At 41.7% G+C, this 17440-nt stretch carries 11 protein-coding genes; 6 read left to right on the top strand and 5 right to left on the bottom strand.

Annotated elements, in window-relative coordinates; genetic code table 11:
* The first annotated feature begins 358 nt into the window (after positions 1–358).
* The gene (locus tag OCU87_RS08835; protein WP_261858328.1) at positions 359–1414 is read left to right on the top strand and encodes a GGDEF domain-containing protein; all 1056 of its coding nucleotides are present in this window, start codon (positions 359–361) and stop codon (positions 1412–1414) included.
* Between the two features lie 130 nt (positions 1415–1544).
* On the opposite strand, the gene OCU87_RS08830 is transcribed toward OCU87_RS08835, so the two are convergent.
* From OCU87_RS08830 to pepN, 3 genes are all read right to left on the bottom strand, one after another.
* Entirely contained in the window at positions 1545–6374 is a 4830-nt protein-coding gene (locus OCU87_RS08830; RefSeq protein WP_261858327.1) for an NAD-glutamate dehydrogenase, read from the bottom strand.
* A 381-nt stretch (positions 6375–6755) separates the two neighbouring features.
* A complete protein-coding gene (locus tag OCU87_RS08825; protein WP_062689037.1) occupies positions 6756–6977 on the bottom strand; it encodes a DUF2835 domain-containing protein in 222 nt (73 codons plus the stop codon).
* 111 nt (positions 6978–7088) lie between these two features.
* The gene (pepN, locus tag OCU87_RS08820) at positions 7089–9698 is read right to left on the bottom strand and encodes an aminopeptidase N (RefSeq protein WP_261858326.1); all 2610 of its coding nucleotides are present in this window, start codon (positions 9696–9698) and stop codon (positions 7089–7091) included.
* Between the two features lie 334 nt (positions 9699–10032).
* Here pepN and pncB point away from each other — a divergent pair, with 334 nt between their 5' ends.
* On the top strand, positions 10033–11226 hold the full coding sequence (gene pncB, locus OCU87_RS08815) for a nicotinate phosphoribosyltransferase (RefSeq protein WP_062689039.1): 1194 nt from the start codon (positions 10033–10035) through the stop codon (positions 11224–11226).
* 137 nt (positions 11227–11363) lie between these two features.
* Here pncB and OCU87_RS08810 read toward each other — a convergent pair whose 3' ends face one another.
* Both OCU87_RS08810 and OCU87_RS08805 read right to left on the bottom strand, forming a co-directional pair.
* Positions 11364–12719, bottom strand: coding sequence for a MipA/OmpV family protein (locus tag OCU87_RS08810; protein WP_261858325.1), 1356 nt, complete (start codon positions 12717–12719; stop codon positions 11364–11366).
* Between the two features lie 198 nt (positions 12720–12917).
* The gene (locus OCU87_RS08805) at positions 12918–13226 is read right to left on the bottom strand and encodes a DUF496 family protein (protein ID WP_048898345.1); all 309 of its coding nucleotides are present in this window, start codon (positions 13224–13226) and stop codon (positions 12918–12920) included.
* 419 nt (positions 13227–13645) lie between these two features.
* Here OCU87_RS08805 and cspE (OCU87_RS08800) point away from each other — a divergent pair, with 419 nt between their 5' ends.
* The 4 genes from cspE (OCU87_RS08800) (at position 13646) to sbcB (ending at position 17158) form a co-directional block, all read left to right on the top strand.
* Entirely contained in the window at positions 13646–13855 is a 210-nt protein-coding gene (gene cspE, locus OCU87_RS08800; RefSeq protein WP_062689041.1) for a transcription antiterminator/RNA stability regulator CspE, read from the top strand.
* Between the two features lie 402 nt (positions 13856–14257).
* Positions 14258–14467 (top strand): transcription antiterminator/RNA stability regulator CspE, encoded by a 210-nt coding sequence (gene cspE / locus OCU87_RS08795; protein ID WP_094958976.1) that lies wholly within the window; start codon positions 14258–14260, stop codon positions 14465–14467.
* A gap of 274 nt (positions 14468–14741) precedes the next feature.
* Positions 14742–15476 carry a DNA/RNA non-specific endonuclease gene (locus tag OCU87_RS08790; protein WP_261858324.1) on the top strand — a complete coding sequence of 245 codons (735 nt, stop codon included), beginning with the start codon at positions 14742–14744 and terminating at the stop codon, positions 15474–15476.
* A 257-nt stretch (positions 15477–15733) separates the two neighbouring features.
* The gene (gene sbcB, locus OCU87_RS08785; RefSeq protein ID WP_261858323.1) at positions 15734–17158 is read left to right on the top strand and encodes an exodeoxyribonuclease I; all 1425 of its coding nucleotides are present in this window, start codon (positions 15734–15736) and stop codon (positions 17156–17158) included.
* Positions 17159–17440: the final 282 nt, after the last annotated feature.

Genomic DNA, 17440 nt, shown 5'->3' with positions numbered 1-17440 from the left:
TTCTTAGTTAACATCAATCAGAATTTTAAGAAAATCATACCTAAAACAGTAAGTTATAATTAACCTGATTATTTACAATGAGTTAGTAAAAATTAAATTTTACTTTATAAGCAAACGTTTACGCTGTTAGTGTAATTTTTCCCCCTTTCAGTCCAAACAAGCTCTGTGTTTATCGCTTAGTTCTCTCTTATCTCTATTAAAAATAACAAGATTTGACACCAAGCCTATTCATATAAGGCATAAATGGATGAGTAAGCTTTAAAAACATACGTTTTAAAGGTAAGTTAAACGCATAACAAAGTAAAACCATGCTTCTTTGAATCTGGTTTGGCCAACAATCATTTCAATAAGGCCGCTTATGACATTAAATAAACTTCGTTTTGAACATGGTGATGATGAACTTCTGGACTTTTATCGTCGTCAGCACATTCTTAAATTTGTTACTGCGGTAACCATCTTCACTTTTATACCACTCGGTATTAAAAATTTACTGATAGGTGAAACCTTATTAGGCCTTTCTCTCCTCGCTTTCGAGCTTAGCTTCGTCATAGAAATGATTGGCTTACTTTATGCTGAACGCAAAATTATCGGCAATGGCATTCCACTTTCATTACTCGTTATTTGTATTAGTTTAAGTATTTATGAACTCGGTATGCTCGTGAGTTATTGGGTGTACCCTATTGTTGTAACACTGGTTTTCATCATTCCTCGACGTCAGGCACTTATCACGAATGCCTGCTTAATTGTTGGTTGTAGCATCGCATCTTTTCATCATGTCGATTGGCAGTTTGCTGCTAGGTTTCTGTCGTCACTCATTGCCTGTGCCAGCATAGCCCATGTAGCCATTGAAGCAATCCATCGCCTTCAAGTTGAACTGCGTTATTTATCAACCCGTGATGCATTAACTGGTGCATTGAATCGCCATCAACTTGATGCGTTTATGAACCGTTCCATTACTCAAAAAAAGCGCGGGTACTCTGCTTGTGTCGCCTTAATAGACATCGATCATTTCAAACAAGTAAATGATCTATATGGTCATGATGTCGGTGATGAGGTGATCAAACAAATCGTCGAAATCATCAATAAACACACGCGGGATTTAAATCTTTTATTTCGACTTGGTGGCGATGAATTCTTACTCTTATTTGATAACACCAATATAAACGAAGCCTATAAGGTACTAAATAAGCTCAATGAGCAGATCCGTACACACCACTATCCTTACCATGCAAAAATAACAATGAGCGCGGGTTTAAGCCCAGCTTTCACTAACGATGATGCGGTTAGTTGGATCAAACGTGCAGATATCGCTTTGTATCAATCAAAAGAAAATGGACGAAATCAAATTATAATTAACGCAGTAAGTGACAGTGTAACCAACCTTGATTTCAATTTAGATCAACAGGTTATGTAGTAAAACTCATATCGAAGGATCTAAAAAGGATCGTTTAAGTTTGCTTTCAGTATGGTTCCTTATTAACGAATAACATCCAACAAAAAAGCCAACGCAATGCGTTGGCTTTTGATTAATATAACCGTATTAGTTAGATGCTAGAACGGCAGTTCAAGTTAAGTAACATCAACTCTCGTAATGCAACAGAGAACTTCGCAAACTCATGAACATTACCAACCTTAAACTCAGCTAATACACTTTCCCAGCGTAAAATAGCTTTATCGTGCTCTTGCATCCAAGCTTCAATACCCTGCTCTGGCGTTGAACCATCAACCATAGCGGTAATAACGGCCGATGTTAATTGACGCTGCTGCCAATCAAGATCTTCACGGAATGACGCACGAGCAAGAGCCTGCCAGTGGTTATCAACCGATTGATTATTTACTTGCTGTAGGAACCAGTGCAACGAAAGTTCAGCCCCTAATACAAAGTAGATACGCGATATATGGTCAATTTCTTGTTTAAGCTCTTTAGCAATCTGTGCGATATCCATTGCAGAGTACAAACTACTTAAACGTGCAATATTATCTGCAAGCGCTTGTGGAACGCCTTTGTCGACCATGATAGCAGCTTGATCTTTGTGTTCCTGAACCTCTTCAGTTACAAGGTAACGTTCTAAATTCTCATTCAACGTGTTCACAACAGGTTGATAAACACAAATTTGCTGCTCTATACCTAACTTACGATCACGATTACGTAAAATCCACCGTGTCGCACGGCGCAACATACGACGACAACGATAAAGCATGTCGTACTGTGTTTCTGCCGACACGGCATTGTCTAGCGCTCGAATTTGATCAAAGAACTTATCAAAGTTGAAGACACTACGCCCTACTGCATACGCTGAAGAGACTTCAGCAACTGTTGCTCCCGTTTCCTCTTGTAAGCGAGTCACAAAGTTACAACCCATCTCGTTCGACATTTGGTTCGCAAGCGAGGTTGCAATCAGTTCTTTACGCAGTGGATGGCTGTCCATTTGCGCACGGTATTTCTCTTTTAACTGTGCAGGGAAATACGCTGGTAACAACCGAGCATGGTACGGATCATTGGAGATTTCATCCGTTACAAGCTGCTCTTTTAGTACCATTTTTCCGTAAGCAACTAAAACAGCTAGCTCAGGGCGTGTTAGGCCGATGCCTGATTTCTCACGCTCTGCCAGTGTTTCGTCATCCGGTAAATCTTCAAGTGCACGATCCAACTTACCTTCACGTTCTAAGTGATGAATAAAGCGAATTTGCTCTTTTAGCAGCTGCACTTGCTGCTGCTGTGTTACGGAAATTGATTCGCTTTGACAGTAAGCATCATCAAGTACGATCTCGCCAACTTCGTCTTCCATGCTTTCTAGCAGAAGGTTACGTTGCTTATACGTTAGATCCCCACAAGCCACTAAACTATTAAGTAAGATCTTAATATTCACTTCGTTATCGGAGCAATCAACACCACCTACGTTGTCGATGAAATCGGTATTCACCAATCCACCGCGTTTAGCAAACTCAACACGGCCAAGCTGGGTCATACCTAAGTTACCGCCTTCACCCACTACTTTTGCACGTAGCTCATTGCCATTGATACGCAAAGCATCATTCGCGCGGTCACCTACATCCGTGTGTGTCTGAGATTCAGCTTTAACGTAGGTACCTATACCACCATTCCATAGTAAATCGACTTCCATTTGTAGAATCAAACGGATCAATTCGTTTGGCGGCATCGTTTGTTTACGTGTCCCCAGTAGCTTTTGGATCTGCGGCGTCAGTTTGATCGACTTACTGCGGCGAGAGAAGATACCACCGCCTTCAGAGATCAAGCTTTGATCATAATCTTCCCAGCTTGATCGTGGCAGATTAAATAAACGTTCACGTTCTGGCCATGTTTTTTCTGAATTTGGATTCGGATCAATGAAGATATGCATGTGGTTAAATGCAGCGACTAGGCGAATATGTTTCGATAGCAGCATACCATTACCGAATACATCACCCGCCATGTCACCCACACCAGCACAAGTGAAGTCTGTTGTTTGGCAATCTGTACCTAACTCGCGGAAATGGCGTTTAACTGATTCCCATGCACCTTTTGCTGTGATACCCATTTTCTTATGGTCGTAACCATTTGAGCCACCCGATGCAAAAGCATCCCCCAGCCAGAAGTTATAATCTTCAGAGACAGAGTTCGCTAAATCAGAGAATGTCGCTGTACCTTTATCTGCCGCAACAACCAAATACGGATCATCTTCATCATGGCGAACCACATTGGTTGGTGGAATTAGCTCACCATCAATAATGTTATCTGTTACATCAAGCAAGGCACGGATAAAGCGTTTATAACAGCGCTGACCTTCCGTCCAAATCTCTTCACGCGTTGTCATTTGTGGCTGACGCTTACAAATAAAGCCACCTTTTGCGCCAACAGGTACAATAACTGTGTTCTTCACTTGCTGCGCTTTAACCAGACCCAGGATCTCGGTACGGAAATCTTCTTGACGATCCGACCAACGCAAACCACCACGCGCAACTTTACCACCACGAAGGTGAACACCCTCAATGTCAGGTGCGTAAACGAAGATCTCAAAGAATGGCACTGGCTGTGGGATATCAGGAATGTCTGACGGACGTAGTTTCAGCGATAGCCAAGGTTTGTTTTTACCATTGTCATCAAGTTGGTAATAGTTGGTACGCTGTGTCGCTAAGATCATTTCCATATAACGACGAATAATACGGTCATCATCTAGGCTTTCGACATGATCCAGTTTGTCATTCAGCTTGGCGATCAGGTTTTGCTCTGCTTTCTCTGAATGCTTCTTGGTTGGATCAAAACGCAACTTGAAGAGTGCAACAAGATCACGTGCAAGATCATTATGGCTCGATAGCGTTTCTTCAATGTAATGTTGACTGAATGGGAAGCCAACTTGGCGCATATAGCGTGCATAACTGCGTAAAATAGTAATTTCACGGCCTGTTAGCCCTGCACATAATACCAAGCGATTAAAGCCATCACTTTCTAATGTGCCATGCCAAATAGCCGAAAATGCTTCTTGGAAACGATCACGAGCTTCTCGAAGATCAATGCCCTTGCATGCATTATGCAGCATCGCAAAATCTAGGATCCAAAATACCGTGCCTTTACTGGTAGTGATCTGATATGGCGATTCACCGATCACTCGCAATCCAAGGTTTTCAAGCATTGGCATCACATCAGATAGATGGATTGGTTCGTCACGGTGGAAGAGTTTTAGCTTCACGAAATGTGAATCTGCTGCTTCTTCTTGTGGACGGTAGAACAACATACCCAGCTTATTGTCTTCACTTAGGCTTTCAAGTTGCTCAATATCTGCAACGGCAGAACCAGGTAGCATTTCTTCTTTATATGAACGTGGGAATGCGCGGGCGTAGTTTTTAGCCAGTGATGTTCCACGGCTTTCACCAAAATTAGCCACCAGCGCATCACCGATACGATCTTCCCAAGACGCCGCAGCTTCTACCAAATTATGCTCAATCGCTTTAACATCAATATTGAAGTTATTATTGTCTACCCTCACGATGTAATGCGTCCTTGCTAATGGGCTTTCTGAAAAGAAAGTCGTGAATTCAACATTTTGCGCTGAGCCAAAGTAATCTTTTAAGATAGATTGAGTTTTGCTGCGCAACTCCGTGTTGTAACGCTCTTTAGTGACATACACCATACAAGAGAAGAAACGGCCAAATGGATCACGACGGACAAACAAACGAAGTAAGTCACGATCTTGCATTTGAACAACACCGCAACCCACGTCTAGCATTTCTTTTTCAGTTGCTTGGAACAACTCATCGCGTGGATAGGTTTCCAGTAAGTTGTTCAGCGCTTTCCAAGAATGCGAACCCGCCGAATAACCTGACGCCTCTAAAATGCGAGACATCTTATTGCGGATCAGCGGAATATTCATTGCCGTTTGGTGGTAGGCCGTTGACGCATAAAGACCCACAAAGCGATGTTCGCCAATCACACTGCCATCTTCAGCGAAGCGTTTGATACCAATGTAATCAATATATGCAGGGCGATGAATCTTTGACTGACCATTACTTTTAGTCAGAATCATAATTTCAGGCTTACGTGCTTCAAAACGTGCTGATTCAGGTAAATCGGAAAGCAACAAACAGCGAGCTTTATTTGGCTTACTCAGTAAACCTAAACCTTTATCTTCCGTTGGGCAAAGCTGGTAATCACCTTCAACCGCCTTCAGATCATAATTGTGATAGCCCATAAAAGTGAAATTATGGCGCGTTACCCAGTCAAGTAATTCAAGGGCTTCTTCACGACGTGTATCATCGACAGGTAAAGGTGCCGTTTTTAATTCGATAGCAATCGCCTGCATTTTATCTTGCATCGCTTGCCAGTCTGTAACGACTAAGTCTACGTCCACAAGCACTTGCTCAAGCTCTTGCTTTAACACTTCCATTTCTTTTTTATCTGTTAGTCGATCGACTTCAATATGGAATAGTGTTTGTAGATCCCCTTCTTTGCCGCATGCTTCAGTAAGTACACCTTCTGCATCACGTTTAAAGAAGTAAGGGCCATTTAGCATTAAGTGGCTTGTGATACCTAAACGATTAAGCGTCATACGGACTGAATCAACCAAGAACGGTGAATCAGGTACAACTATCTCAACCACTGTATGGGTAGACTGCCAGCCATAACGGCTTAATGTCGGGTTATAAACGCGAACCGATGTTTGCTCCGGATCGGTCTTAAGGAGGTGATGCCATAAGCTCAGCACAGCACCATAGAGATCAGATTCGTTACGCTGCAAAAGATCGTCATCTGCTAGCTGTCCTAATAACCGCTGAGCAAAAACTTCGACTAATGACTGCTGGGGAGTTTCAATTTTTTCTTGGATTAAGCCATACACTTTTTCAAGCAATACCGGCACGATTGGGTCAGGTGCGGTCATCGTGATGCTCCATCGTTTTTATGTTTTTATAAATTTAGTATAAACGCATAATGCGTGGAGCTATTGTAGAGTGTTTTGTTGCTATTTAGTTACGTTAATTACTCTGAAAATCAAACAAAAAATCGAATATGTGACTAAGGTTAAGATTTAGTATCGATAGATAATTTCTCTTAGCCAAAGTATGTGCAAATTTAAACACCCAGCTGGTTAATTGGTCTAACCAATTCTTTCTCATATTAATTTATCTAATAGCAAACCATGATTTTTCTCAGTATAACCTTCAGTCAATTCGTTATCGTTTTGCTATTTTGTACCGTAGGCACTCATGTATCTCGTTCGTAATGTTAACACTAAGTTACTTCTATTTATAACGTGGCGCAATTAGCTAATTTGCTCTATTCCATCAATTTTGTTCTGCTGATTAACATTAACTCTAAATCGACCTTTTACGCCGAGTTGGCTTAAAAATGGACGGAATCGAGAGGCAGGTAACTGTAAGCGCAAGCCATTATCAGTAATAACAACCACACTACTTGCCGCACCAGAATAATGGTGTAGATATGATTGATAGCTGATATTGACTGAAAATGTGTACGATTTCATGGCACGTGATTTAACCTCTTTATTTAATTAATAAGAAGATAAATGCCAACCTCTTACAGTTGGCATTTGTAAATTACAAAACTCGCTATAACGGCATTGAAAACTTATGCGTTAAAGCGCTAATGCTTTTTGTACTTTTTCGTATAAGTCTTTGGCTAGGTTCTCTAGATTCGCTAACTTTTCTAACTCTGTACGCATTAATGCTTGGCGTGCATCATCGTACTGACGATACTTCAAGAAAGGTTCAATCAAGCGTGAAGCGACTTGTGGATTTGATGTGTTAAGCGCCATTAAGATTTCGCTTAAGAACAAGTAACCAGAACCATCTTTTGCATGGAAGCGGACTGGGTTGTTACCACAGAAGTTCGCTACCAAGTTACGAGTACGGTTCGGGTTTTTCAGGTCAAATGCTGGGTGGTTCATGGTTTCACGAACGTTTGCTAGTGCATTATTCGCTGGGTTAGCGCCTTGCAGTGCAAACCATTTGTCCATCACTAAGCCATCGTGTGTCCATTTGTCACTGAAATCTTGCATTTGCTGTGCACGACAAGCAAGTTCAGCATTGTTAGCCGCCGCCATTGCAGCCATGGTATCTGTCATGTTATCTGATGCTTGATACTGCTCTGCAACTAAATCGTTCCCCTTTTCAGTACAAGCCAGGTAAGACAAACAACGGTTGCGCAGTGCGCGTTTAGCCATTGCATCATGTTCGATGGTATAGCTTGTTTGCGCTAAAGAATGATAGATAGCAGATAGCTCATCTTCCATTTCTATTGCAAGAATCTTTTGGATCTCGCCAACAACTTGATTGATTGCATCAACGTCGACACACTTATACCAACCAGCAATTTCATTCTCACTTGGTAACGTCAGCATTTCTGCAATAAATGCAGGATCCAGATTTTCATCCAGTAATGCACCACGGAAAGCATCAACAACACTGTCAGGGAATTCAACCGCTTTACCATTTTGTACATTAGTGACATTGTCACGGATGTACTTAGCCAATAGTATTTGGCCCGCATCCCAACGTGCAAATTCATTACGCGCATGCACCATCAAGAAAACAAGCTCTTCATCGCTGTAGTCATATTCAAGTACAACAGGTGCTGAGAATTCACGTAGTAATGAGATAACAGGTTGCTCATTGACATTATCGAACGTAAATACTTGCTCTTCTTCTGTTACATCCAGTACATGATGAATCGCATTACCGTTACGCTGTAACTCAATAACATTGCCCTTGCTATCATATAGTTCGATATCAAGCGGAATGTGAAGTGCTAACTTTTCTTCTTGACCAGCCGTTGCTGCCGTACGCTGCTTAACCGTTACGCTGTAACTGCTTTTCTCTGCGTCATATTCAGTTGTTACATTCACAACAGGCGTACCTGCTTGGCTGTACCAACGGCGGAATAACGTAAGATCGACACCCGACGCATCTTCCATTGCTAATGCAAAATCATCACACGTTGCAGCAGTACCATCATGACGTTCAAAGTAAAGCTTAATACCCGCTTGGAATTTTTCTTCACCCAGTAAAGTGTGCATCATACGGATAACTTCACTGCCCTTTTCGTAAACCGTCAAGGTGTAGAAGTTATTCATCTCGATCACTTGTTCAGGGCGAATTGGATGCGACATTGGGCCACGATCTTCAGCAAACTGTGGACCACGAACAATACGTACATTGTTAATACGGTTTACTGCACGCGAACCTAAATCAGATGAGAACTCTTGATCACGGAAAACCGTTAAGCCTTCTTTCAAGCTCAGTTGGAACCAATCACGGCAAGTTACTCGGTTACCCGTCCAGTTATGGAAGTACTCATGGCCGATGACAGCTTCAATACCCTGGTAATCAACATCTGTTGCTGTTTGTGGGTTAGCTAAGACAAATTTTGAGTTAAAGACATTAAGGCCTTTGTTTTCCATTGCACCCATGTTGAAGAAATCAACCGCGACAATCATGTAAATGTCTAAGTCATACTCAAGACCAAAACGCTCTTCATCCCACTTCATGGAATTGATTAGCGATGTCATTGCGTAATCAGCACGATCTAGGTTGCCTTTATCGACAAAAATTTCCAGCTCAACATCACGGCCGCTTGCTGTGGTGTATTTATCACGAAGCACATCGAAATCACCTGCAACAAGCGCAAATAAATAGCTTGGTTTTGGGAATGGGTCTTCCCACTGTACCCAATGGCGACCATTGTCTAAATCACCTTGAGCGATACGATTACCGTTGCTCAGTAGGTATGGGAAGTTTGCCTTATCGGCTGTCACTGTGGTCGTGAAACGCGCCAGTACATCAGGGCGATCCATGTAATAAGTAATGCGACGGAAACCTTCAGCTTCACATTGAGTACAGAACCCACCACCCGACTTGTATAAGCCTTCAAGTAGTGTATTTGCTTCAGGGTTTACTTCTGTTTCGATGGTGAGTTCAAACGATGCAGGTAAACCTGTTAGCGTTAATCCTGCTGGTGTCTCTTCATATTGAGTCCAGGCTTCGCCATTCACTTCAACGCGAATAAGCGTCAGTGCATCACCATCCAATTTCAGCGCGGCATCCTGCTCAGCTAAACGTTTTACTTGGCTAACAGCAACAATGCGAGCTGCTGTATCATGTAAGTCAAAGTCTAGGGCGATATCGGTAATGGTGTATTCAGGCGCTTGATAGTCTGCACGGTATTTTGCTTGGGGTTGATCCGCCATTATGTCTTCCTTTTATTACGCAAAAACTCATCGGGGCTGTATAGCCTCAATAAGATAACGAGAAGTTGTTTTATGTTGCTAGAGTCGTTTTAGCACAGGTATTTATATCGCTCTCACCCATAAAAACAAGAATTGTTTACAACTATACGTAAGTAAATCGAATATTTCTGTGTATCACCTGCCAATAGTCGAACATTTAATCAGCTGAACAGCCTGTTCCTTGTTGTTTGAGAGATTTAAGCGTATCGTACGCCCCCTAATTTTGTCGCATTTAGCCAAGAATGCGGGCAGAATCATATAAATTATCTAATGGCGTACAAACACAGCTTTTAATATGAATCAGACTGGAACACATAGAGTTATCGACTCACTGCTGGATACAGATGCATATAAACTGCACATGCACCAAGCAATTTTCCATCAATACCCTGAAACAGAGGTGGTTGCTGAATTCCATTGTCGCAGCAAAGAAGACCTACGCCCTTATTTTGAGGCTATTCAAGCGCAATTAGCTCAGTTTGATTCGCTGTCTTTCACTAAAGACGAGCTGACCTATCTTTCTACGCTTGGCTTCTTTCAACAAGACTACCTGACGTTCTTAGAAACGTTTTCGCTGAATAGCCAACAGGTAGAACTTGATGTTTCTGGTGATCAACTTGCGATTAAAATCACAGGGAAATGGCTTGATGTCATTTTCTGGGAAGTACCACTGCTCGCAATCATTTGTGAAGTACGTTGTGCTGCTCGCTACCCTGAAGTAACGCCAGAAGCCGCCATTATTCAGCTTAAATCTAAAATTGACCGCTTTTATCAACATGCCGAAGGAACTGACTTGTCAGATTTCGCATTAGTTGATTTTGGTACGCGACGTCGCTTCTCTAAAGCCGTACAGCACCATGTAGTGGATTACCTTGCTGAACACTTCCCTTACTTCAAAGGGACGTCAAATTACCACCTTGCGCGCACTCGTGGGTTAACACCTATGGGTACACAAGCACATGAGTGGTTTCAAGCCCACCAGCAGCTCACAGGTGAACTGGCTGACTCACAGCAGCTCGCACTTAATCGCTGGTTACAAGAGTACCCAGACAGCTTAGGCATCGCGCTTACAGACTGCATCAACATGGATGCTTTCCTGCGTGATTTTGACCTACGTCTGTCTAATCGCTTTGTAGGATTGCGTCACGACAGTGGTGACCCTGTCACTTGGGGTGAGAAAGCCATTGCCCACTATGAAGCTTTAGGCATCGATCCAATGACCAAGTCACTCGTCTTTTCTGACAGTTTGACGCTGGATAAAGCTTTAGCAATTTATAAGCATTTCTATGGTCGCACTAATGTGAGTTTTGGTATTGGTACACAGCTAAGTTGTGACCTGCCTAATGTCGATACATTAAATATCGTCCTAAAGCTAACACAATGCGAAGGGCGTCCTGTTGCCAAAATTTCTGATGAACCAGGCAAAAGCATGTGTCGTGACGAGGGATACTTATCTCAACTCCGACAAGCTTTTGATGTTGCTCAGTAACTGGCATTCATTCGCACTACGCTTTGATTAAAACTAAAAAAGCCGAGTTCTTTAATAAGATCTCGGCTTTTTATTATCTGAAAATCGACTTAATAAGGGACTGGCTATAGCGCAAACAGTCCCCTTACTATCGCGTATTAGAAGTCAAACTGTAGGTAAACAGTGTTGTAATTACTACCACCTTTGATACGACCAAATTGCGACGCTTGTTCGAAAATAGCAGAACGGTGATGCATGCTATAACCAAGCCAAACATTATCAAGTTCTTTCTTATTGATAAGATCACCGATGTTAATATCAAGAGACAAATCAACGTAATTCAGTAACTTGCTTGGTTCGTACCCCTTACGTTCCATCTCTGAATTTTCGATGTAAGTAATGTCGTTGACAAAAGACAAACCTTCAGCAACACCTAAGCGCCACTTCACAGGCCAATTGACAGTGTAATAAGCTTTAATTGCCACCACTAATTCGGTAGTGAAATCTTGAACCTCAGACCCCCAGTGCGTAACCAAACCAGGTGTTAAATAAATATCGAGTGGAATTCCAAACAGCTCATCCGTTAGTGGATGACCGTAAAAAACAGAACTTAGCTGATTGTTATATTCATCTTTAACTGTCTCACCCGCGAGGATCTCACCCATATTTGAAGGGGTCGCCCAGCCATGCGCCACACGTAAATACGGTTTCGTTGAGATTGATGAACGCTTTGGTTTAGACGAATCATTGAAGAAACCAAAACCAGCATAAAACTCTGTATGCCAATTATCATCAATAGTCTCTGAATGACGAACGTTACGATCATAGTATGTGGCATAAGCACCACCTAACAGATACAAATTAGAAGCGACGTGATAACGTAACTTACCACCTACTTTAATATCCGAACCGCCACCGAGATGTGTCTGATTAAAAGCGTAATAGTGTGTATTGTAGTCTGAAGTTTTATTGATCAGAGTTGCTGATGGATGGAAATACCAATCACCCACTTCATACTTCGCCCCCACTTCTACATTTGCCTGAAAGTGCGCACTAGGATCTGTTACAACTTCAGCAAAGCTATAAACACTCTTATCCCACTGATATCTTAGCTGTATCCCTCCCATCCCAGTATCACCACCAATCGAGTTTTGATAAGCAGCAGGAATATCGATGAAATGCATGCGCAGTACAGCGTTGGCCGAAAATTCCTCTTTCTGATAAAGCTGGTAACCCGTCTCGGTGCCATTGATATATAATTTATCTCCGCGATAAAACATCATTGGGACAAAGGACATAACCGATGAGTCATCAACGTCTGCACTGGCACCCTGTGAATAAGGAATACTTGCTTTGCGGACAACAGCTGCGAGTCCCCATCTTTTTTCTTCTTCACGGTGTTCACGTAATTCCTCAACACTGGCGGTATCGGATAATTGTTCGTTTGTATCGGCAAGAGATGCCGTAGGAAACACCATAGATAAAGACAGTGTTAAGCCAAGCCAATGTTTCAAGTAGGGATCCTCAAGTAAACAATTGTATTAATGCTAGCCTAGTGCCTTATGACATTAATACCGTGTATATAATAAGCAAAAAACAATTTTAACAGATATAACTGGGATAATTATCAAATTTCCGTCATTTAGACACAAAAAAAACCTGATATTTCTATCAGGTTTTATTGATGAGTCTTATTTAAAGCGGTTTCGCTATTACTGCTTAGCAGCAATCTCTACACGCTTTAATTCTTTAACTGCTTTGCTTACTTCACGACGCTCTTTAGAAAGCTCTGCACTTACGATGATGTGATCATCTACGCGGTCTTCGTAATCGCCTTTCATATTCTCAACGATTTCTACGATCTCGTCGTGGCTCATACCTGGACGGATATATTCCATTAGGTTTTCTAGTAGCTCAACACGTTTACGGTTATCACGAATTTTACGATCGTTGTCTAAAATTTCACGCTTCAATTTATTCTTGCGACGAGCTTGACGAACCAACTCTAGGATATTGTTCATTATTTGTCCTTATTTAAATCTACTAAACCCTTGCTGCAAAACGTTATATCAGAAAGTACTACCCAAGCTCAAGCAACCAAGCCGCTTCATCACTATTATTTCATCTACCATGATTTTGAACATACAAATGCAAGCCTAAGTGTAATCATCAATTATGACAAAATGGTATAACTTCAAAGATCATTGAATTTATTACCAATTGGTGTGAAACCGCCCACAATTTAAACGTTCAAACATTTGCTTTTTTCGCCATAGTGCCTAGTCTTTTGGTGACCGATAGTTTTTTCGATATCGGTAACTAACTGCAAAGCTTCTACATGCACCGCTAGGTATGTTGTCTGAAGGTATCCGGTTTTAGTTATCACTGTTGTTACAAGGACTATTGGCAATTTGTTGAAGTAAGGAATTCAGGAGACAACATGTCTAAAGCTACAGGTACCGTTAAGTGGTTTAACGAAGAGAAAGGTTTTGGTTTTATCACTCAAGATAATGGCGGTGCTGATGTATTCGTTCATTTCCGCGCTATCACTGGCGATGGCTTTAAAACGCTAGCAGAAGGCCAAAAAGTTTCATACGAAACAGAGCAAGGCCCTAAGGGCTTACAAGCTGCTAACGTAGAAGCAATGTAATTGTTCTGAATACAAGATAATTCAGATAAAAGGGCTGTGATTACAGCCCTTTTTTTCGCCCAAACATCACCAAAATCAATTGAAAACATCACCCTCATATCGACTTTAACCCATTCAAAGCAAACACTTTTTTGCTTGATTATTGCGTCATCTATCACATTTCTTTTTTCCACTAATGAATATTCAAAATATTATCTTGCCCAACCCTAAACACTGTGGCTTAATATTTCTCGGCCTGTAATGCAGTCCTATTTATGCAAGTATTGAAAGACCCTTCGTTCTACCGCTTACAATTAAGCTATTGTCCTGAAGAGCTTCTCATTCTTTTGTCCATAAGTAATTCATTATGTTGGCTTAAGTACGCAATAGTGCGTGTTTTTTATTATTTTCAGGAGACATGTCATGTCTAAAGCAACTGGTATCGTTAAGTGGTTTAACGACGAGAAAGGCTTCGGTTTTATCACTCAAGACAACGGCGGCGCTGACGTATTCGTTCACTTCCGTGCGATCACTGGTGAAGGCTTCAAATCTCTTGCTGAAGGTCAAAAAGTTTCTTTTGACATCGAGCAAGGTCAAAAAGGCCCTCAAGCTGCAAACGTTGAGCGTGCATAATTCTGATGTAGTCAGATTATAAAATTTCTAAAGGGTGTCTCCGGACGCCCTTTTTTACATCTGTCATTGACCATTCCCTTCTAGAACTCCGATATCGTTCAAGATAAATCAAAACTCACTCCTATCTTACTAATATCGTTGATAAAGTGCGTAAAACCTCACTGCTTGAATTTATAAAAAACACCAATCACAATTTATAGGCATATCAATACCCTCGCATACCTCTCGTCAATATTATTGTTCGTCCTGTACACCTATAGAATATGGACGAAACATGAAACACCTCTTATTTGCAATATTTAGCCTTAGCCTATCAATATCCGCTTCTGCTGCAGTTTGTAATCAACACCTCGTTAAAGGAACACCCAACAACAGCGACCAAGTCCTATGTAGAGATGGTTATGCCGCTGGTTATAATTATCAAAACAAGGTCTCCAATTGGGTTGCTTATCACATCACAAAAGAAAGTGTGAATGCTTTCTATAAACGCTCTAACAGCTTTCGTACTGATAAAGAATTACCTATCGCTTTTCGCGCAACCAGCAGTGACTATTCAAAATCAGGATACGACCGAGGACACTTAGCACCGTCTGGTACCATGGACTTCTCTCAAGTCTCGATGCAACAGAGCTTCTTGATGACTAACATGGCACCACAACTACCAGGGTTTAATCGGGGTGGATGGAAAGGACTCGAAGAAAAAGTACGTGAATGGGCTAACACCTACAACGAACTTTATGTCGTATCTGGCCCTATTTGGGATGGTAATGAAACGTATATTGGTAACGGTGTCTATATTCCACATCGCTTCTATAAGGTAATTCTCGACCCTACTGACAACGATGCAATCGCATTTATTCTTCCACACCGTAAAATCTCATCTTCAGAATTACCCTCTTTCATTACAACTGTTGATGAAGTTGAACAAGTAACGCAACTCGATTTCTTCAGTGCACTGCCAGATAGTATTGAAAATGACATTGAAGCCCAAACATGGAATATGTGGTAGTTTATGACTCATGACAAACAGAGATAAATTTAACCACGCAAGCTAATCCAGCCCCATAAGGCAGCCATGCTGCCTTTTTGCAACATTAGCATTCCATACTGATTGCAAGATCCTGACTCACTTCGCTAGTTACTTATCAAGTAAAAGACTTATCTCTAAGAATAAATATTTAGGTAGATGCCATAATACCTTAGTTGCTCCCCCATTATTTGTTACTATAAAGACAGTAAAGTAATTCATCCCAGCAGGGAAAAATAATGAGTAATAACAATCATCAACCAACCATGCTTTGGTTAGATTACGAAACGTTTGGTGCGACCCCATCGATAGATCGCCCTTCTCAATTTGCAGCAATTCGTACCGACATGGACCTCAATATTATTGGGGAACCTTTGGTCATCTACTGTAAGCCACCAAGCGATTACCTCCCTTCACCTGAAGCATGCTTAATCACTGGTATTACGCCACAAGAGGCAATGGAGAAAGGCTTACCAGAGCATGAGTTTATCGCCAAGATTCATGATGAGCTTTCCAAACCAAATACTTGTGTCATTGGTTACAACAACGTGCGCTTTGATGATGAAGTGAGCCGTTATACTCTTTATCGTAATTTCTTCGACCCGTATGCATGGAGCTGGAAGAACGGTAACTCGCGCTGGGATCTGCTCGATATAATGCGCACGTGCTACGCACTTCGTCCTGAAGGTGTAAACTGGCCAACCAATGATGAAGGCTTCCCGAGCTTTAAACTAGAACACCTTTCTGTTGCGAATGGCATTGAACACGCTAATGCACACGATGCAATGGCTGATGTATACGCCACCATTGAGTTAGCTAAGATCCTCAAGAAAAATCAGCCTAAGCTCTTTAGCTACCTATTCGATTTACGTAACAAACGTAAGCTACAAGAACTTATCGACATTATTAATTTAACGCCATTAGTGCATGTATCAGGTATGTTTGGCTCTGAGTGCGGTAATACCAGCTGGATTGTTCCAATGGAATGGCACCCAGACAACAAGAACGCGGTTATTACAGTAAACCTCGCCAAAGACCCAACGCCACTGATTGAGCTTGATGCAGATACTCTTCGTCAACGTTTGTACACTAAGCGCAGCGATCTTGGTCCCGATGAGCTCCCAGTGCCAGTGAAGCTGGTTCACCTAAATAAGTGCCCAGTGCTTGCCCCTGCAAAAACATTGAAAGCTGATGATGCAGAACGTTTGGGTATTGATCGCGAGCTTTGCTTGAAACACCTTCAGATACTTAAAGCTCACCCAGAAGTGCGTGAAAAGTTAGTTGAAATATTCAGTGTTGATCGTGAATTTGAACCTCATGATAACGTGGATACCAAGCTATATGATGGCTTCTTCTCTCATGCCGATCGTGCCTCTATGGATATTATCCGTGAAATGGATCCACTTGAGCTCGTCGATTTTGAACCTCAAGTCGCCGATGCGCGAATTAAGCCTTTGTTGTTCCGTTATCGTGCCCGTAATTTTCCGCTAACACTAACGCCGCAAGAGCAAATGCGTTGGAAGCACCACTGCCAAGATTACTTTGAAACACACTTGCCGTCTTATATCGAAAATTTGGATAATGTGGCAATGGAACACCAAGAAGACGAAAAGAAAATGGCTATCCTGAAAAAAGTGTATGACTATGTCATCCAGCTAGCCTAACTTAACGGCAGTAAAAAAACATAACTTCCCGCATTAAGCTCTTCACAAGCAAGACTTTCTTATACACCCTGATAACGTTAGCTTTCAGGGTGTTTTTAATAAGACAGTTTCCGCCCTTCAAAAGTTGAAGGAATCCCTCTTGGCAGTCACACTTACTTTAGCGAACAAGCATCGGTTTGATGCCTGTTCACCTTATAGCAATCTGAATAAGTCATTATTCGGTCATTGCGCTGAACAGTCACCAAAACAAGGAATAGATTTCAGTTAGCGGAGTGATGCTAG

Origin of the sequence: Photobacterium sanguinicancri, from assembly GCF_024346675.1 — a bacterium.
Taxonomy (GTDB): Bacteria; Pseudomonadota; Gammaproteobacteria; order Enterobacterales; family Vibrionaceae; genus Photobacterium; species Photobacterium sanguinicancri.
Note: the sequence above shows the minus strand (reverse complement) of the source record. Positions and strands in the feature narration are given on the sequence as shown.